Consider the following 17,618-nt stretch of genomic DNA (forward strand, 5'->3'; position numbering starts at 1 on the left):
TTTTTTCATTAGGGTGCAGAAGTTCACCTCCAGCTTCTGTCAGCTCCCATACATACGTATTTCATTCTATCGTATTTTATTTTTATAGTAAAACATTATACTTGATTAAATATTAAATGGGTGAAAAACAGGGGGTGATTCCATCAAAAAGCCCTCACAATATCGTGAGGGCGACGGTCCTTCATATATTTACACTACAAGGGACAAGGCCATGATCAGGATAATGGCTACGACGGACAATATAGTTTCCATGACGGTCCAAGTCTTCAGGGTATCCTGCACGGACATGTTGAAATACTCCTTGATGAGCCAAAAGCCAGAGTCGTTCACGTGGGACAAGATCAAGGAGCCGGCACCGGTAGCCAGGACGAGCAGCTCTGGGCTGGTACCCGGGATCTGCAGGGCGATCGGTCCTACGATCCCTGCCGCTGTCATCATGGATACGGTGGCAGAGCCAGTCGCGACACGGATCAGAGCAGCGATCAGCCAGCCGAGAAAAATGGGAGAAATGGCGGATGCAGTAGCCAGCTCGGCGATGTAGTCGCCAACGCCGCTGTTGAGCAGCACTTTATTGAAGGCGCCGCCTGCACCGATGACGAGCAGGATCGTAGCGGTTGGAGCCAGACAATCATTGGTGAATTTTAGAATGTCATCCTTCGTAAACCCGCGATTGAACCCGAGCGTCCAGAACGAGATGATGACGGCGATCAACAGGGACGTGATCGGATTTCCGATGAAGTCAGCCCACTCGCGAAGCATATCTTCTTTCGGCAAATTCACATCCGCGATAGTCGCAAGCAGCATGAGCAAAACAGGCAGCAATACGGTAAATACCGTGATACCGAAGCTCGGCAAATCGCGCTCGTCCTTTGGCTCGCTCAGCTGTGCGGATAGCTCAGGCGAGATGCTTGTTTGGACTCGTTTGCTGATCCAGGTACCGTAGAGAGGACCCGCGATGATCGCAGAAGGCAGCGCGACAATGATGGACAGCATGATGGTTTTTCCGACATCGGCCTGGAACAGATCGACCGCGGCCATCGCAGCCGGGTGTGGAGGAACAATGCCGTGTACGATGGAAAGGCCCGCGATGAGAGGAATCCCGATTTTGACGAGGGATACCCCTGTTTGACGAGCAATCGTAAAGACGAGCGGAATCAACAGAACGAAGCCGACCTGGAAAAAGACCGGAATCCCGACGATAAAGGCAACGAACATCATCGCCCAATGGACGTTTTTCTCGCCAAACCGGTTGATCAGTGTCCGGGCAATGCGCTCGGCACCGCCCGATTCGGCCATCATTTTTCCGAGCATGGTTCCCAGGGCGAGTACGATGGCGATAAAACCAAGTGTTCCGCCCATACCGTCTTTGATCGAATCGACCACTTTGACGAGTGGCATGCCAGATGCGATCCCTACAAATCCGGCAGCGAGCAAGAGGGAGACGAATGGATTTACCTTAAAGCGGGTAATGAGGATGAGCAGCAAAACGATAGAAATCAACGTAATGACTAATGGCATGAGAGACCCTCCCTTGGTGTCGAATGCTTCCGTGATGGATTGGGATATCTATTTATTCAGCTGCTTCTGGAATTCGGAGATGAGCTTGTACTCCTCCAGCAGGTTGTAATAGACGCGCTCATAAATGTAAAACAGCTGCAAATACGTGCTGGAGCGCTCCAGATTGGGCTCATGCCGATGCGAAATGTGAATCATGTTTTTCACATCATGCAAATCGTTCAAGGCGCCGAGAGCATGCATGGCGAGCAGTGCTGCACCGTAGCTGGAGCTTTCGTGGCTTTCGGGAATCAGTACCTCGTAGCCGAACATATCGGACATGATTTGCCGCCATTGCCGCGAGCGGGCAAAGCCTCCCGAGGCGCGGATTTCAGTCGCACCACCGGCCAGGTCGCGCAGGGCGATGCCGATGCTGTAGACGGAAAAGAGAATGCCTTCGAGAACGGCCCGGATAAAATGCTCCCGTTTGTGATGCAACCCGATCCCGAAAAAGGAGCCGCGAGCCTGCGCATTCCAGTAAGGCGCGCGTTCACCGGAGAGGAAGGGGAGAAACAGCAGACCCTCGGCACCAGCAGGAACATGCTCGGCCGCCTCGATCATAACATCGTAGGGATCGACTCCCATCTGCTTTGCTTTTTCTACCTCTGGCCAGCTAAACTCGTCACGGAACCAGCGAAGCATGATCCCGCCGTTGTTGGACGGCCCACCGATCACCCAGTGGTTTTCTGTCAGGAGGTAACAAAAGGTACGGCCCTTTGGATCCGTGATAGGTTCGGGTACGACTGTGCGTACGGCACCACTCGTCCCGATCGTGATGGCGACCTGTCCATGATCGATGGCACCAATTCCCAGATTGGCGAGAACACCGTCACTGGCACCCACGACGAAGGGCGTATCCGCATCCAGCCCGATTTCCTCAGCGTAACGAATCTTCATGCCGCGCAAAATATGGGTAGTCGGTACGGGCTCGCTCAGCTGTTGTCTCGTGATGCCTGCTACCTGCAGGGCATTTTCGTCCCAGTCGAGCTTGCGCAAATGAAAAAGTCCTGTTGCTGATGCGATGGAGTAATCTACTACATACTGCCCAAAGAGTCGATGAATGACGTACTCTTTGATGGAAATGAATTTGGCTGCCTTGCGGAATGTGTCCGGCGCTTGTTCACGCAGCCACATGATTTTTGGCAGCGGAGACATCGGATGGATCGGTGTCCCTGTCGCGAGGTAAATGCTGTGTCCGACGCCATCCTGCTTGAGCTGATCTACCTGGGAGGTGCTGCGGTTATCCGCCCAGATGATGCTGTGCGTCAAAGGACTGCCTTGGTGATCGACCGCAATCAAACTGTGCATGGCGGTGGAAAAGCCGATCCCGCCAATCGCACGCTTGTCTACATCTGCCTTCTCGATAGCTGTTTTTAGTGCCGAAATAACGGCAGCAAAAATGGTTTCCGGATCCTGCTCTGCCCAGGATGGCTGGGGAACGAGCAAAGGATAATCGACGTTACCGACACCGCGTACAGCACCTGACGGCGTAAAGACGATCGCCTTGGTACTCGTCGTCCCGATATCCAGTCCAATAAAATAGGTTTGCTTCATACGGGTTCACCTTCTCTTGTATACGCTTTCATGATGGCTCTAAAGGATAACGCGATTATAACGAAATTTTTTTCATTTGTTAATACTAAAGAAAAAAATTATTTCATATCATTCTGTATCTCGGTGGTAGTATTACCCACCGGACCGAAAAAGAAAAACGCCTGTAGAATTTACAGGCGTTTGAGCGAAATGGCTTCCCGGATATGCTGGATGTTTTGGATAGTCTCTTCTTGGCGGCGCAGAGAAACGGCGACGTACAGCAAATCAATCAGACTGAGCTGTGCCAGCCTGGAGGAGAGTGCTTCCGTGCGAAAGACCGTTTCCCGTGAAGTCGTGTACAGACAGATGTCTGCGAGCCGCACGAGCGGAGACTTGCCGTAGCTGGTGATCCCAATGGTTGTAGCACCCGCTTCTTTTGCGACACGGAGCGCTTCCAGGATATCTTCATTGGAGCCGGAATGGGAAATCCCAACGGCTACATCCCCCTCCGAAAGAAGGGAGGCAGACATGACCTGGTAATGGGCATCGGAGTGATGGATACAGGGGATGCCTGTCCGCATAAACTTGTGGTAGGCATCTTGCGCGATAGCAGCTGAGCCTCCCGAGCCATAAAACTCGATCCGCCGCGCGTTCTCGAGACAGCTGACGATTTTCATCAGAGCTTCCTTGTCAATGATTTGCTGGGTGTCACGCAAGGTCTCTATATTGGCGGTGAAAATTTTTTCGGCGATGGAGCCGAGATCGTCATCGTCGAGATTGATCTCCTGATAGATGGATTGCTTCGGGTTTGTCACTTCACTTGCCAGAGCGATTTTAAACGCCTGATATCCGCGAAAGCCGAGGCGTCGGCACAGACGGAAAACGGTCGCATCGGCACATTGACTCTGATCGGCAAGCTCGGTAATCGACAGATGAACAACGTCACTGGCATGCTCTAAAATGTAATCGGCAATTTGCTGCTCCTTGCCGCTCAGTTGTGAGTAGATGGCACGCAGCTGAGTGAGAACGCTGGGTGGATGATGGGTAGATGTATCGGCCAAAAGGAAAGCACCTCCAAAAGATGGCGATCTGCTACTCATTATAGAAAAGGATGGGGACGAATTCCTAGTTTCAAAAAAATTTTCTTCATTTCTGATGAAATATGAAAATTATTATCATATAATCAAGCTAACAAGAGACTTTCTCAAAGGAGTGACGTATCGACGATGAAACTGGCGATTCTTGGATTAGGGAAGATGGGTTACAATTTGACACTGAATTTGCTTTCCCACGAGCATGAGGTTGTCGCATACGACGTAGAGCCAAAGCGGGCGGATGAACTGGGACGGGAAGGGGCCATTCCTGCTTATTCGATCGAGGACGCCGTCTCCAAGCTGGACGCACCGCGCGTGATCTGGCTGATGGTTCCGGCGGGAGAAATCGTAGATGAGCTGGTGGACAAGCTTTCTACTTTGCTTTCTGCGGGAGATATTGTAATCGATGGGGGCAATTCTCACTACAAACAGTCGCTTGATCGATATGCCCGTTTGAAGGAAAAGGGCATTCACTTCCTGGATGCAGGTACGAGTGGGGGAATGGAAGGAGCGCGTCATGGAGCTTGTATGATGATCGGCGGTGACCAGGAGGCGTTTGATCATATCGAGCCGATGATCCGTGACATCAATGTAGAAAACGGCTACCTGTACGCAGGAGAAGCTGGTGCCGGGCATTTCCTGAAGATGATTCACAACGGGATTGAATACGGCATGATGCAGGCGATCGGGGAAGGCTTCGAGGTGCTGGAAAAGAGCCCGTACAACTACGATTTCGCAGAGGTAGCACGCGTCTGGGCCAATGGTTCGGTCATTCGCGGATGGCTGATGGACCTGACGGAGCGCGCTTTCCGCACAGACGCGAAGCTGGACGAAATTCGCGGCGTTATGCATTCCTCCGGAGAAGGAAAATGGACACTCGAGACAGCACTCGATCTGCAAGCCGCGACACCTGTGATTGCGATGTCCCTGTTGATGCGCTATCGCTCGCTCGAGCAGGATACCTTCCATGGGAAAGTCGTAGCTGCCCTGCGCAATGAATTCGGTGGACATGCAGTCGAAAAGAAATAGGTTGGCCACTTGCGGGTGCTGCTTATGCTAGATAAGTGTTTAGAAAGGTTGCTATGTATAAATTTGGTTTTATAATAAAAGAGTGTGGCAGATTCCATCTTGGATCGTATGGAGGGAAACCAAATGAAAATCGTAGCAATCGTTGGGAGCATTCGCAAGGAATCCTTTAACCGCAAACTGGCCGAGCATGTAAAAAACCGCTATCAAGACAAGTTCGAACTAGAAATTTTGGATCTGAAGCCACTTCCGTTTTACAATCAAGATCTGGAAAACGAGCCAAATGAGGCAGTCGATTCCTTCAAAGCAAAAGTGAAAGCCGCTGATGCTGTCCTGTGGCTCACTCCTGAGTACAACGGTACTGCCCCAGGCGTACTGGTCAACGCGATTGACTGGATGTCCCGTGTGGATAAAGTTCTCGTGGGCAAGCCGTCTTGGATCATGGGTGCTTCCATGGGGCAGCTGGGAACCGTGAAAGCACAGCTGCACCTTCGCGACATCCTGTTTGCTATGGGCGTCTCCTCGCCTTTGCTCCCAGGCAACGAAGTGTATGTGGGTGCTGCTCATGAGAAGTTTGATGCCGAGGGCAAGCTGATCCACGAACCTACCGTTCAGTTCCTCGATACGGTTGTAGCGAACTTCCTTACCTGGATGAACCGTTACTACCAATAATAGAATCGTTTGGGTAGAGAAAAAGCCGAAGAATCCATTCTTCGGCTTTTTTGCATGGTTGTTCACCAGAATCAGCAGCACTGATAAGAAAAGTAAGTTTGGTTAAAGCGTTTGGCACGCAAATCGTCATTGGCAATGACAAAATAAATCGTCCCAACATCGCCCCACATGATCTTCAAGTTCGTCTCATCCGTATCGACCTGGAGCAGCAAGGTGTAGGGGCAGCCTGACTCTACGTTGCGGAAGGAATCGATCTCCTCGAAGACGTCTCCCTGAATGTTGTGCGGGTGACCCAAAATCTGATGATTCCACGCATAGGAACCATTTATTTTGGCAAAGGCCGAAAGAAAACGATCGTAGTAGGCAGCCTTGCATGCATCAGGAACCGAGATCGCTTCCATGTGAAGAGAGAGCCCTTTGGAAAAATGCAGATTGTTTGCCGGGAGTGTCCCATGTGGATCGTCGCCAGGATACGGAACAGGAGTCAGTGCAGAGAAGTCTCCCTCATAAAAAAGCACTCTCCACCCATCCCGATCTGCCAGCTCTCCGTATACGGACTGTTCAACTGCCTCATAAAAAAAGTACAGCAGACCGCGCTGCGGAAGTTCGTTCGGGACGCCGATGGACTGAATTTCCTCGAGGTTTAGCTGCCCGATGAAAACGAGCGGCTCGTCGTGGAATACGGGATAGCTCCATCCGGCAGGCAAATCCGGGTTGCCGCCTAGCCTGCTTGCACCCAGCAGATGGGTTACAGCTGCAGTGGGCTCTACATAGATGCACTCGTGCAAATGGTGGAGGATATGCTCGGCCATTTCCTGCAGTCCCTGCTCGAGGATCAAGGCTCTTACTTGGTCAATCATTGGAATTCTCCTTTCCCAGATGACTCTGTGCCTGTGCCTGTTACACGTTGAATATGGAAATTACTTACAAAAACTATTGTAGCTCTTTTCGTGGGTCGAGGGAAGAAAGAGATAAAAACTGCATGTGGTTGTCATGGCTATCGGACAGATTATCGGTGCAGGTGTCATGTCATTGACAGGGATAGCGATCGCATTAACGGGAAGCGGTGTGACTCCGGCATTCGTATGATCTGCCATGCTGACACTTGCCACGTACGCCATTTCCTTCGCCAAGTATTTTCAATCCCTCCTCCCCTCTGTGAATTTTACCTTGATTGCTGTCCTCATCCTTACTCTTTGCTATGTAGTGAATATGTTCGGGGTGAAATCGGCTGCTTCCGCGGAAGGGTTTCTGGTCGTGGTAAAAGTAATAGCTGTGTTCGTTTTCATCTTGTGGGGTGTTTCCAAGATTCAGTGGGATACGCTCGCAGTGACAGGGATGCTTCCCAGCGGCTTAGGCGGTTTTTTAACGGCGACGGGCCTGGTCTCGTTTGCAACCGGGGGTGCGAGCATTGTCGCCGAGTTGGGGGGAGAGAGGAAGAACCCCAAAAGAGACATTCCGCTAACAATCATATTAACGACTGCCTCAATCGCCGTTATCTACGCGTTCATGGCAGCCGTAGCATCTGGTGTTCTGCTGATTGAGCAAGTCGCCGGGAAGCATCTCGATGAAGTAGCGAAAGCCATTCTTCCTCAGCCTTTATTTCTGTTCTTCATTATCGTAGGCTCACTGTTCGCCATCGCATCGACGCTGAATGCTACCCTTTCCTGGGTGACCAAAGGCTTCCTCATTGCTTGTGATGACGGCTGGCTCCATGGATTTTTGCTCATGAAGGAAATTCCAGCTACGGGTCTGTATTTTTCGATCGGCTTCATCGCATTTGCGGCATTGTACGTGTGGATTGTAGGAGGAACCCCGCGGATGAAGAACCGAAAGATGTCCGGGTTTGAGGACGAACGGCCGATAAACGTAGGTCCCATCCATGATCATAAAATCGGAGTCAATCAATAAAAGGGAGCCTGCGAGCTAGAAAGAAGAAATAAAAAGCGAAGCAAGTACTATGCATAAGGTAGAAGGGAGAGGTTCGCTTCATGAAAATGTTGATCATGCTTTTTGTCAGAGGGAGGATTCGAAAAATTTCGTTCGCTGCCAGGTCTCATCCAAAAATATTACGTTCGTTATGAAGAAACAGGCGAAGTTGGGGGAGTTTATTTGTGGGAGACGGGGGAGGCACTCCAAGCCTATTTGGAGGGGCCGAACGTGAAAAGTCTGCCTGAGAGGTCTCAGCTGCGGGAGGACCCCAAGATTGAGATCGTGGATATCCAGTATGCGCTGCACAGTTGACTAGCTGTCTTTTGGGCTTTTGGGTATTGCGAGAAATCGCCGGTTCACCAAACACAGGACGAAAAAACGAGAGGGGGCTGTCCCATGAAGTACAATTTTGATGAAATCACGGAACGCAGAGGGACGTATTCACTGAAATGGGATGGAGGGGAATTCATCAAAAGTCATGGGCTGACGGAGCGATATGACGAGGAGACGATTCCTTTATTCACAGCAGACATGGACCTGCCCGTACCGCAGCCTATGATCGATGCCCTGCATAAAACGGTCGATCATAAAATATTCGGCTACTCTATTTTTCCGGAAGCGTACTTTGAAGCGATCCTGCAGTGGTTTATAAAACGGCATGACTGGGAGATTCAAAAGGATGAGATCATTTACAGTCCAGGAACGGTTCATGCCCTGCATGTGGCGGTCAAGGCGTTTACAAACCCCGGAGACGGAATCATCATTCAGCGCCCTGTGTATCCGCCTTTTACAGGGGCCATAGAAGGAAACGGAAGAACTGTGGTGAACAACGCGCTTGTCTGTGATGAAGAGGGCTTTTACACGATCGACTTCGAGGATTTCGAACGCAAGGCGAAAGACGAGAACACGAAGATGTTCATTTTGTGCCATCCTCATAATCCGACGGGACGGCTGTTTACCCGCGAAGAGTTGGAGAAGCTGGCAGACATTTGTGCGGAAAATGACGTGCTGATCGTCGCAGATGAAATTCATGGAGATCTCATCAGGCGAAATCAAACCTTCATTCCAATAGCAAAAGCAGCAAAGAGTGCCGATCCTATCATCACATGTACGGCGATCAACAAGACCTTTAACGTAGCAGGGCTGCACTGTACGAATGTCATCATACCCAACGAAGGGCATAGGGAGACGTTCCGTAAAACACTGGGCATGCACTTAGCGTCGCCATTTACGATCACCGCTCTGATCGCCGCCTATACAGAGGGTGAGGATTGGCTGGACCAGCTAAAGGAATACATCGATGGCACGATCGAGTATGTCATGGGCTTTTTGGCGGAAAGAATGCCGAAAGTCAAAACGAGGATTCCCGAAGGAACGTATTTGATGTGGCTGGACTTTAGCGGCTATGGACTGTCTCCAGAGGAGGTCCATGATCGGATTTACAATAAAGCCAATGTACTGCTGGAGGACGGGGGCATGTTTGGGGAAGAGGGGCGGCATTATCAGAGAATTTGTCTCCCTTCGCCAAGACCTGTCATCAAAGAAGCCTTGGAACGGATAGCCCGCGAATTTGAAGCTGAAAATGGAAACTAACGAGGAGAGCACCTGCTTAGAGGCAGGTGTTTTCTTTTTGGAGCCAATCCGCGATCAAGGAAGCGAAGTCGAAATCAAAACAATTTTTGTGAAAATAGGTTCCGTAGTTCCAAATTAAGGGTATAGTTAGGTGGGCAGTTTGGTAAACCGAAAGGAAGGAGGTATACGTTTCATGATTCGAAAAGTGGTGGTCGCGCTGATCTCCTCGCTTTTGTTTTGCGTGGTATTGGCGTGGTTCAACTACATCCCGGCAGCACAGCAGCAGCCGAACACGTACTACTGGTCATTTTTTTCACTGGTGGCGATCTATCTTATTTATGCGATCCCCGTCTATGTAGTGGGAGGCGTGCCAGTTTCTATAGGAATAGAAGCATTGAACCGTCAAATCGCTTGGGCGAATCCCGTGATTGTGTACTTGTTTCGCTTCATCGCGTATGCGGTTGCAGGTATGCTGCTGATGATAATGTTTCAGTTCGTCACGTCGGCTGGAACCCTGACAAATTCTCTTTTGTCCTCGGGAGCGGTATGGGGAATGCTCGCCTCACTGTTATACCTGCATGTGTGGCTGATTAGCTTTCAGGTGGTAAAAGAAAAAAGGAGGGTGTGGTAGTGTGAGCCTTGGCGGGTTTCAAAGCGGCTTTCACGCCAGAAAAGTCCCGCGAGCGGAAGTGAAGTGGGCGTCCTTTCTCATTTGCAGCCACGGTTGTGCGGAAATCATCCAGCTCATCTCCCACGTCTCTGGCGAAGTCGAATTTGAGCTTTTGCCGGATTGAGGCCGAGCGGATGGGACGGGTTCTGCTTGAGGCAGCGAGTTCCCAAGATGATTGTGAATAATGGATGGTGGTAGCCGAGGAGCAGGCTACCACTCTTTTTTTAGAGATTTCTCTCCAGCAGTTTCCCCATTTGTTCTGCCAGCACTTGATGCGGCACTGGCCTTTCATTGGTAAACCACCATTCCACTAACCCCTCGATAGCAGATGCAACAAAAGGTCGGCCAAAGAAGGTCTACTACATCGATTTTGCAAGCCGCTAGATGCAGAAACTGCCCCTTTTGGAAACTGCCGTTCAAGGAGGGGTAGGCTGAAGCGGAGGCTTGGGAATATGGGCATCCCAGTGGAAAACAGGAACGACCGTCTAATCTTTTCAGCCGCCTCATATATTTACCAGGAACCAGAAAGAAATCAAACGAAACTTATATCCCCCCTATCCGTATGCCTATATAGACATATAAAAAAGAAAAGGGGAGGCGGAACATGGCAGACGATAATGTGGTGAAAATGAGTCCCTTTAAATTCGGGCGGCTGCTTACAGCTATCGTAGTGATTCTTGTTGTGGTGTTGCTCGGAACTCAATCCTTTACGATCATTTCAGCGGGGCACAGTGGAGTGGTCCTGCAGCTTGGAGCCGTACAGCCAAAGGTCTTACAGGAAGGGCTTCATTTCAAGATTCCGTTCGTTCAAACGGTTATTCCTATGGAGGTACGGGTGCAAAAGTCCGAGACGAGTCAGACCTCTGCATCGCGTGATTTGCAAACAGTTTCCACTACGATTGCGGTCAACCACCATCTGGACGCAGAAAACGTCAACAAGCTGTATCAGCAGGTTGGACTCGAATACGCCAGCCGAATTGTAGACCCGGCGATCGCGGAAGCACTCAAGGCGGTAACTGCTCAGTATACAGCAGAGGAGCTGATCTCCAAGCGGTCCGAGGTGAGCAACAAAGTAAAAGATGCTCTGAAGCAAAAGCTTTCGACCTACAATATCATTCTGGATGAAATCAACATCCGCGAGTTCACATTTAGCGACGAGTTCAACCGAGCGATTGAATCCAAGCAGGTAGCAGAGCAGCAAGCGCTCAAATCCAAGCTGGACCTCGAGCGGATCAAGATCGAGAAAGAGCAGGAGATTACGAAAGCGCAGGCTCAGGCTGAAGCATTGCGTCTGCAAAAACAGGAGGTCACTCCGGAGCTGATTCAGCTCAGACAGATCGAGGCGCAGCTGGAAGCCATCCGCAAATGGGACGGAAAGCTGCCAAATGTAACAGGGGGAGCGACTCCGTTTATCCAAGTAGAAAAATAAGGAACAGACCCAAGAGGCCTTTCGGGACGCGTGTCGTCCGGGAGGCCTTTTTTTGTTTCAATGGTTGGAGCTTCCATTGTAAATGTGCCTTTACAGGATATTTACGCCGGGTTCAAGTGGAATTAACCCGTGCTGCTTGGTGCCAAGTTACAGTTACTTCATACGTACCGCCCACTCGGAAATGGAAAGCGAGGAGGTCATTTTATGAAGGTAGACCTGCACTGCCATACGAAGCTATCGGATTGTTCACTTACCTTTGAAGAAATCATAGAGCTGGCTGTAAACGAACAAGTCTCGCATTTGGCGATTACCAATCATGATACAACCGGGGGGCTTGCCGAGATGGTCGAGCTGGGGAAAGAAAAAGGCGTAGAGATTATTCCCGGAATTGAAATATCTGCCTACGACTTTGCAAGAAACCGGAGAGTCCACGTACTCGGATACTATATCCAGCCCGGACATCCTGCGATTGATCGAATTTGCGCGCCGCTGATCGAAAAGCGCCACCAGGCTTCTGCTGCCATGGTACAAGCTCTGATGGAGGCAGGCTATGAAATTGAGTGGGAGCAGGTCTTGGAATATGCCAAAGGTGGGACGGGCGTCTACAAGCAGCATATTATGCATGGGTTGATCGAAAAAGGCTACACAGCATCGATATACGGGGACTTGTACAAAAAGCTGTTTTCTCGAGGCCAAAATGGTGAAAAGCCAGGGATTGCGTACATTCCGCTCGAGTATGTGGCTGCAAAAGACGCCATTTCCGCGATTCGCCAGGCAGGAGGCGTTCCGGTTCTGGCTCACCCGGGTCAATACGGCAACTTTGAAGCCGTACCGGAGCTGGTTGACTGCGGACTGGAAGGCATCGAAGTCCGTCACCCTTTGCATGATGCGGCTATGGAGGAACAAGCCAAGCAGCTGGCGATCCAATACGATCTCATTATGACGGGAGGCACAGATTTCCACGGCTTTTACGGCGAAAAAGAGGTTGTGCTGGGAGAAAAAAGTCCGGGTATCTCTACGGTACACGCGATCCAGGCCCGCCAAAAAGCGATTGCCGAACAACAAATCACACAGCGATAAGAGGTGCAAAGCGATATGAAGACCATTCACCAAGTTGCACAGCCTACCCGTTCGTCCGGCGAGCCGATGATCCATGAGACAGCAAATGTCGTCAATTCCGAGGCAGGGGCTTGGACGTCCATAGGTTCCTCCAACAAGATCATCGAATCTGTCCTCGGCGACTATACCTACACGATGGATGACGTCACGATCAACTATACCGAGATTGGAAAGTACTGCTCGATTGCCTCTCACGTCTGCATCAATCCCGTTCAGCATCCGATGGATCGTGTCACCCAGCATCATATGACCTACCGCAGAATCGATTACGGCTTCGCAGATACAGATGACGAGTCCATTTTTGACTGGCGCCGGCAAAATCGGGTGAAAATCGGCCACGATGTGTGGATCGGTCACGGAGCGATCATCATGAAGGGAGTCACCATCGGCACAGGAGCGGTCGTCGCATCCGGGGCGATCGTGACCAAGGATGTAGAGCCGTATTCGATCGTCGCTGGCGTCCCAGCCAAACCGATCAAGATGCGCTTCCCGGAGGAAATACGTGAGAAATTGCTGCAAATAGCCTGGTGGGAGTGGCCGCGCGAGATAATCGAGGAACGCTTCCATGAACTGAATGACCTGGAGAGCTTTATAGAAAAATACGGACACTTTGGATAATGACGGATCGGAAGGGAACAGCTTTTTGATTCAATCACAAAGGAAAACGGCATACCTCGCAGGGCGGTTGGGTATGCCGTTTTCCTTTGATCGTGAGGACAAAGGGGCGGTTGGAATTGGTAGAGGAAATGGAAATGATCGATCATTTGATTGCAGAGATTCACGCGGGCAAATACAAGGCAAGCGACAAGCTGCCTTCCGAAAATGAACTGGCAGATCAGTACAAGGTTCCCCGGATGACAGCGCGCAAAGTCTACAATCGGTTGCAGGAGCTTGGGTATGTGTATTCCAGACAAGGGATGGGGAGCTATGTGAAAGACAGGCTGCAGCAAATTCCGCTGGTTCTCACGGGCAATACCAGCTTCAGCAAAAAAATGATCGAGCTCGGGTACAACTACGAATCCCGCAATATTTACTGTGAGGAAGTAGAAGACCGTTCCATGTTCACACAGACACTCGGTGTTGACGAGAAGGATAGCGTGTTTAAAATCGGCCGCTTGCGCCTCGTAGATCACAAGCCCATCGCACTGCATACCTCTTTTGTGGCAGAATCCGTGTTTCCCGACATTCGCATGGAAGGAAGCCGGATCACATCGATGTACGACTTCTATCAGGAGAGGGGCTTCACTTTGGAACAGATCTTTCCAAAGGACTAACAGCCAAAAAAACGCGAAGCCGTGCAAAAACGGTTCCGCGTTTTTTGGTTCAATTCCATTTTCTCAGCATATGCTCTCGTGCTGTTCATAGGCTGCGAGGATGGAATGGACGATATGTATCGAATCGAATTCGCCTTCGGATGCTTCTACGAGTGGAAGCTGCAGGGGAAAAAGGGCACGATTGATTTCGTCAGCTTTCATTCCTTTGCTGTGCAGGTGCAGAATCTCACCTGTGAGGTTTTCCAGATGCTCGAGCTTTTTTTGCAGCATTGCTTTTCCATTGGGAACATAGCCGGCATGTGCACAGTACATGGCCTGAAAATCGTGAGCCAGTACAAACCGAATCGAGTTCATGATAGTGGGGATCGACTCTTCCTGCAAAATGACTTTTGTCTTTACTCCCAGATACAGGTCTCCAGCAAACAAACGGCCAGTCTTTTCGTGAATCAAAGCGATATGGTCCTGGGCGTGGCCAGGGGTCTCGAGCACTTTCCAGTCCAGCGTGCGAGAATGGAACGACTTTCCGAGGGAATGGGCGTCAAAAGAATCGCGAACCCCCCAGGTAAGCTTTCGATACTCCGGGTAATCGGCAGGGCGGGAACAACGAGTCACTCCCTTCTCGTGGATGTAGATGGGAACCTGGAGATTGGCTTCGATCCAGGCGGCTGTTCCGACATGGTCTTCATGACTGTGCGTGAGAACGACCGACTCAAAGGCTGAAGACTGATAGAACGGGATTAACGAGGCTTCGAGCAATTTTGGTCCGGTATCGATCAGCGTGCCATCCGTCAAAAAGACATAGATGGAAGAATCGCGTCCTTGCCTGCTGACAATCCCTTCTACGCAGACGACATCTTCATGATGGTGGATGTGAATCACATGGAATCCCTCCTGCTTTAAGATCCTCTGTCCGTGGAAAAAAGCAAGCTCACCTGCTTATTATACGATTGTTTGACTGTTCTGTCATTTACAAGAGTCTTTTTGCTGCGAGGGAAGGTGTGTAAGATGAGAGGATGAAGCTGTTTGGCAAGAGGTGAAAGAAGAATGCAACTGCCTATTGAAGAAATCATGCCATCCTTGATCGCGAGGCTTCGGGAGCATACAAACGCCGTTCTCGTCGCGGCACCGGGAGCAGGCAAAACGACACGCGTTCCACTTGCGCTGCGAGATGAGCCGTGGCTTGCAGGACGTCGGATACTCCTGCTGGAGCCCCGGCGCCTGGCTGCGAGGACTTCCGCGAGATATATGGCTCAAGCACTCGGGGAGCAGGTAGGAGAAACGGTCGGCTACCGGGTGAAAATGGATGCAAAGGTAGGCCCCCGTACGCGGATCGAGGTGATCACAGAAGGGGTACTCACACGGATGCTGCAGGCAGATCCAGCGCTGGAGGATGTCGGACTCATCCTGTTTGACGAGTTTCATGAGAGAAGCCTCCACGCCGATCTTGGACTAGCACTCAGTCTGCAAACGCAAAATCTGTTTCGGGAGGACCTGCGCATTGTTGTCATGTCGGCTACCCTCGATGCAGCGGCAGTAGCCGAGATGCTGGGGGGAGTGCCTGTCATTCAGAGTGAGGGGCGGGCATTTCCGGTAGAAACGAGGTATCTCAACCGGCAGATGTCCGGGCGCATGGAGCCAACTGTGGTCCAAAAGGTTCGAGAAGCGCTGATGCAGGACGAAGGGGACATCTTGGTCTTTCTCCCAGGTGCAAAAGAGATACGAAGAGTGGAGGCAGGCTTGCTGGAGGGCAGCTTGCCCGCGAATACCGTCGTAGCCCCTCTCTATGGTGCCCTTTCGCAGGAAGCACAAGATATGGCCATCCAACCCGGTGTAGAAAGGCAACGAAAAATTGTTCTCGCCACATCGATCGCCGAAACAAGCTTGACGGTGGAAGGTGTGAGGATTGTCATCGACAGCGGTTTGAAGCGGGCGCCGAGATTCTCGCCCCGAACAGGGATGACGCGTCTGGAGACGACTCGGGTCTCCAAAGCTTCGGCAGATCAGCGCAGGGGCCGCGCCGGACGTCTTGCAAAAGGTGTGTGCTATCGGATGTGGACGGAGCAGGAGCAGCGTGGGCTCACCGCGCATACCACACCGGAGATCAGGGAGGCGGATTTGACCTCTCTAGCACTGGAGCTGGCAGCATGGGGTGTCGATGATCCTGCTGAGCTGGCATGGCTGGACGAACCGCCAAAAGCAGCGCTTGAGCACGCGCAGGAGCTGTTGATTCAGCTAGGTGCCATGGATTCTGGCAGAAAAATCACATCGCATGGTAGAGAACTCGTGGAAATGGGGCTGCATCCGCGGATCGCCCATATGATTCGGGCAGCAATAGAAAGAGGACTGGCAGAAGTGGCGTGTGAGGTGGCAGCGCTGCTAGGAGAGCGCGATATTTTGCGTGGAAGGGCTCATCTCGATGCTGATCTGCGTCTGCGGCTGGAAGCCTTGCGCTCCGTTGGCCAGAAGGGAGTGGCAAGTCTGGCTGGCGTGGAAGTCGACGAAGGTGCCTGCCAAAGAATCTGGCAGGAGGCTAGCCATTTCAAACAGAGCTGGGTCAACAGACAAAAGGAGAACTACGAGGCGGGCGATCCGCTCAGACAGATCGGTTCCTTGCTGGCTGAAGCCTGTCCCGATCGTATCGGACAACGCAGGGATAGCGGAAAGTATTTGCTTCGCAATGGACGAGGGGCAGCATTCGCATCTGAGCAAGCCTTGGCGTATGCCCCGTACATCGTAGCGGCAGAGCTGGATGATCAAGGGACAGACAGCCGCATTGTGCTGGCAGCCAGTGTGACAGAAGCCCAGCTGGAAGAGGTCTACGCGAAGAGCATCGAGGAAGAGACGGCCGTATGGTGGGAAAAATCGTCCCAATCGGTGCGTGCCCGCAAGCGAACGAGGCTTGGGGCGTTGATCTTGCGTGAGACACCTGCTTCCCAGGCTGATCCTGAGGCGGTGACCGCAGCGTTGCTGAACGGGATTGCTTTGGAGGGGCTTGGTCTCTTGCCCTGGAGCCGTTCTGCCCGTCAGATGCAGGAGCGGCTCGTCTTTATGCATCGTTTGGACAGCGCCTGGCCGGATGTATCGGACGAAGCTTTGCTCGCAGCGCTGGAAGAGTGGCTGGGACCGCATGTGCATGGCTGCAGAAGCCGGGATGATCTGTCTCGCCTCTCCCTTACCGCGATTTTGGAAGCGATGCTGAGCTGGAATCAGCGGCGGGAGCTGGATGAGCATGCTCCGACCCATATCGTGGTTCCCAGCGGCTCTCGAATCCCGATCGACTATAGCAGCCCAGAGGCGCCTGCTCTATCCGTTCGTTTGCAAGAGCTGTTTGGCTGGAGCCAGACGCCCCGCATCGGCATGGGCCGTATACCGCTCACGCTTCATTTGCTTTCACCCGCCCAGCGTCCTGTACAAGTGACGAGAGACTTGGCGAGCTTTTGGCAGAACGCGTATTTCGAAGTGAAGAAAGATTTGAAGGGACGCTATCCAAAGCATTATTGGCCGGATGATCCGCTGCAGGCGATTCCCACCAATCGGACGCGACCGCGTTCCTAGTTGACCTTTGGAAGCTTTGGGAGTATCCACTCATTTATGTAGTTCCATATTCGTAAGTAGGCAATGTTCTGAAACTTTCATGAAGGGTAGCTACGTCTGGGAGGTAAGTGTATTTCGTAACTACCCCTCTACTCATTGGGTTGCTTGTACGCAAGCAGCCCATTTTTTTGTTCTACGAACGAATCCTG

Annotated in this window: 17 protein-coding genes; 12 read left to right on the forward strand and 5 right to left on the reverse strand. The window is 51.5% G+C overall.

Going from position 1 to position 17,618, the window contains the following annotated elements; all coding sequences use genetic code 11:
- Positions 1-189: 189 nt before the first annotated feature.
- From ACLIN2_RS08465 to ACLIN2_RS08475, 3 genes are all read right to left on the reverse strand, one after another.
- The gene (locus ACLIN2_RS08465; RefSeq protein WP_327933540.1) at positions 190-1,518 is read right to left on the reverse strand and encodes a GntP family permease; all 1,329 of its coding nucleotides are present in this window, start codon (positions 1,516-1,518) and stop codon (positions 190-192) included.
- Positions 1,519-1,566: 48 nt separating this feature from the next.
- Positions 1,567-3,108 (reverse strand): gluconokinase, encoded by a 1,542-nt coding sequence (locus tag ACLIN2_RS08470; RefSeq protein WP_400587528.1) that lies wholly within the window; start codon positions 3,106-3,108, stop codon positions 1,567-1,569.
- Between the two features lie 170 nt (positions 3,109-3,278).
- Complete coding sequence (locus ACLIN2_RS08475; RefSeq protein ID WP_246070977.1) at positions 3,279-4,148, reverse strand: MurR/RpiR family transcriptional regulator; 870 nt, start codon at positions 4,146-4,148, stop codon at positions 3,279-3,281.
- Between the two features lie 165 nt (positions 4,149-4,313).
- Between ACLIN2_RS08475 and gnd the strand changes: the two genes are divergently transcribed.
- Both gnd and ACLIN2_RS08485 read left to right on the forward strand, forming a co-directional pair.
- A complete protein-coding gene (gene gnd, locus ACLIN2_RS08480) occupies positions 4,314-5,210 on the forward strand; it encodes a phosphogluconate dehydrogenase (NAD(+)-dependent, decarboxylating) (RefSeq protein WP_411503783.1) in 897 nt (298 codons plus the stop codon).
- A gap of 123 nt (positions 5,211-5,333) precedes the next feature.
- Positions 5,334-5,879, forward strand: coding sequence for an NADPH-dependent FMN reductase (locus ACLIN2_RS08485; protein WP_411503784.1), 546 nt, complete (start codon positions 5,334-5,336; stop codon positions 5,877-5,879).
- A gap of 71 nt (positions 5,880-5,950) precedes the next feature.
- Here the strand turns inward: ACLIN2_RS08485 and ACLIN2_RS08490 are convergent, their stop codons facing one another.
- Positions 5,951-6,739 carry a YwqG family protein gene (locus ACLIN2_RS08490; RefSeq protein WP_411503785.1) on the reverse strand — a complete coding sequence of 263 codons (789 nt, stop codon included), beginning with the start codon at positions 6,737-6,739 and terminating at the stop codon, positions 5,951-5,953.
- Between the two features lie 235 nt (positions 6,740-6,974).
- Here ACLIN2_RS08490 and ACLIN2_RS08495 point away from each other — a divergent pair, with 235 nt between their 5' ends.
- From ACLIN2_RS08495 to ACLIN2_RS08535, 9 genes are all read left to right on the forward strand, one after another.
- The gene (locus ACLIN2_RS08495) at positions 6,975-7,790 is read left to right on the forward strand and encodes an APC family permease (protein WP_411503786.1); all 816 of its coding nucleotides are present in this window, start codon (positions 6,975-6,977) and stop codon (positions 7,788-7,790) included.
- Positions 7,791-7,892: 102 nt separating this feature from the next.
- The gene (locus ACLIN2_RS08500) at positions 7,893-8,123 is read left to right on the forward strand and encodes a YdhR family protein (RefSeq protein WP_411503787.1); all 231 of its coding nucleotides are present in this window, start codon (positions 7,893-7,895) and stop codon (positions 8,121-8,123) included.
- Positions 8,124-8,207: 84 nt separating this feature from the next.
- Complete coding sequence (locus ACLIN2_RS08505) at positions 8,208-9,404, forward strand: MalY/PatB family protein (protein ID WP_411503788.1); 1,197 nt, start codon at positions 8,208-8,210, stop codon at positions 9,402-9,404.
- 172 nt (positions 9,405-9,576) lie between these two features.
- Positions 9,577-10,014: a hypothetical protein gene (locus ACLIN2_RS08510; RefSeq protein ID WP_400587538.1), complete on the forward strand. Its 438-nt coding sequence runs from the start codon at positions 9,577-9,579 to the stop codon at positions 10,012-10,014.
- Between the two features lies 1 nt (position 10,015).
- A complete protein-coding gene (locus tag ACLIN2_RS08515; RefSeq protein WP_411503789.1) occupies positions 10,016-10,177 on the forward strand; it encodes a hypothetical protein in 162 nt (53 codons plus the stop codon).
- Between the two features lie 480 nt (positions 10,178-10,657).
- Complete coding sequence (locus tag ACLIN2_RS08520; RefSeq protein ID WP_411503790.1) at positions 10,658-11,482, forward strand: prohibitin family protein; 825 nt, start codon at positions 10,658-10,660, stop codon at positions 11,480-11,482.
- A 204-nt stretch (positions 11,483-11,686) separates the two neighbouring features.
- Positions 11,687-12,562, forward strand: a complete 876-nt coding sequence (locus tag ACLIN2_RS08525) for a PHP domain-containing protein (protein WP_411503791.1) — start codon at positions 11,687-11,689, stop codon at positions 12,560-12,562.
- A 15-nt stretch (positions 12,563-12,577) separates the two neighbouring features.
- Positions 12,578-13,219, forward strand: coding sequence for a DapH/DapD/GlmU-related protein (locus ACLIN2_RS08530; RefSeq protein WP_411503792.1), 642 nt, complete (start codon positions 12,578-12,580; stop codon positions 13,217-13,219).
- 110 nt (positions 13,220-13,329) lie between these two features.
- Complete coding sequence (locus ACLIN2_RS08535) at positions 13,330-13,875, forward strand: GntR family transcriptional regulator (RefSeq protein WP_411503793.1); 546 nt, start codon at positions 13,330-13,332, stop codon at positions 13,873-13,875.
- Between the two features lie 63 nt (positions 13,876-13,938).
- Here ACLIN2_RS08535 and ACLIN2_RS08540 read toward each other — a convergent pair whose 3' ends face one another.
- Positions 13,939-14,754, reverse strand: coding sequence for an MBL fold metallo-hydrolase (locus tag ACLIN2_RS08540; protein WP_411503794.1), 816 nt, complete (start codon positions 14,752-14,754; stop codon positions 13,939-13,941).
- A gap of 165 nt (positions 14,755-14,919) precedes the next feature.
- On the opposite strand from ACLIN2_RS08540, the gene hrpB reads away from it, so the two are divergent.
- Positions 14,920-17,430, forward strand: a complete 2,511-nt coding sequence (gene hrpB, locus ACLIN2_RS08545) for an ATP-dependent helicase HrpB (RefSeq protein WP_411503795.1) — start codon at positions 14,920-14,922, stop codon at positions 17,428-17,430.
- The last annotated feature ends 188 nt before the right edge of the window (positions 17,431-17,618 follow it).

The organism is Brevibacillus centrosporus, from assembly GCF_046622605.1.
Taxonomy (GTDB): Bacteria; Bacillota; Bacilli; order Brevibacillales; family Brevibacillaceae; genus Brevibacillus; species Brevibacillus centrosporus.

Coding starts and splice junctions, on each gene's coding strand:
- ACLIN2_RS08490 (WP_411503785.1), bottom strand. CDS start 6,739: ATGATTGACCAAGTAAGAGCCTTGATCCTCGAGCAGGGACTGCAGGAA.
- hrpB (WP_411503795.1), top strand. CDS start 14,920: ATGCAACTGCCTATTGAAGAAATCATGCCATCCTTGATCGCGAGGCTT.
- gnd (WP_411503783.1), top strand. CDS start 4,314: ATGAAACTGGCGATTCTTGGATTAGGGAAGATGGGTTACAATTTGACA.
- ACLIN2_RS08495 (WP_411503786.1), top strand. CDS start 6,975: ATGCTGACACTTGCCACGTACGCCATTTCCTTCGCCAAGTATTTTCAA.
- ACLIN2_RS08485 (WP_411503784.1), top strand. CDS start 5,334: ATGAAAATCGTAGCAATCGTTGGGAGCATTCGCAAGGAATCCTTTAAC.
- ACLIN2_RS08510 (WP_400587538.1), top strand. CDS start 9,577: ATGATTCGAAAAGTGGTGGTCGCGCTGATCTCCTCGCTTTTGTTTTGC.
- ACLIN2_RS08525 (WP_411503791.1), top strand. CDS start 11,687: ATGAAGGTAGACCTGCACTGCCATACGAAGCTATCGGATTGTTCACTT.
- ACLIN2_RS08505 (WP_411503788.1), top strand. CDS start 8,208: ATGAAGTACAATTTTGATGAAATCACGGAACGCAGAGGGACGTATTCA.
- ACLIN2_RS08465 (WP_327933540.1), bottom strand. CDS start 1,518: ATGCCATTAGTCATTACGTTGATTTCTATCGTTTTGCTGCTCATCCTC.
- ACLIN2_RS08520 (WP_411503790.1), top strand. CDS start 10,658: ATGGCAGACGATAATGTGGTGAAAATGAGTCCCTTTAAATTCGGGCGG.
- ACLIN2_RS08530 (WP_411503792.1), top strand. CDS start 12,578: ATGAAGACCATTCACCAAGTTGCACAGCCTACCCGTTCGTCCGGCGAG.
- ACLIN2_RS08470 (WP_400587528.1), bottom strand. CDS start 3,108: ATGAAGCAAACCTATTTTATTGGACTGGATATCGGGACGACGAGTACC.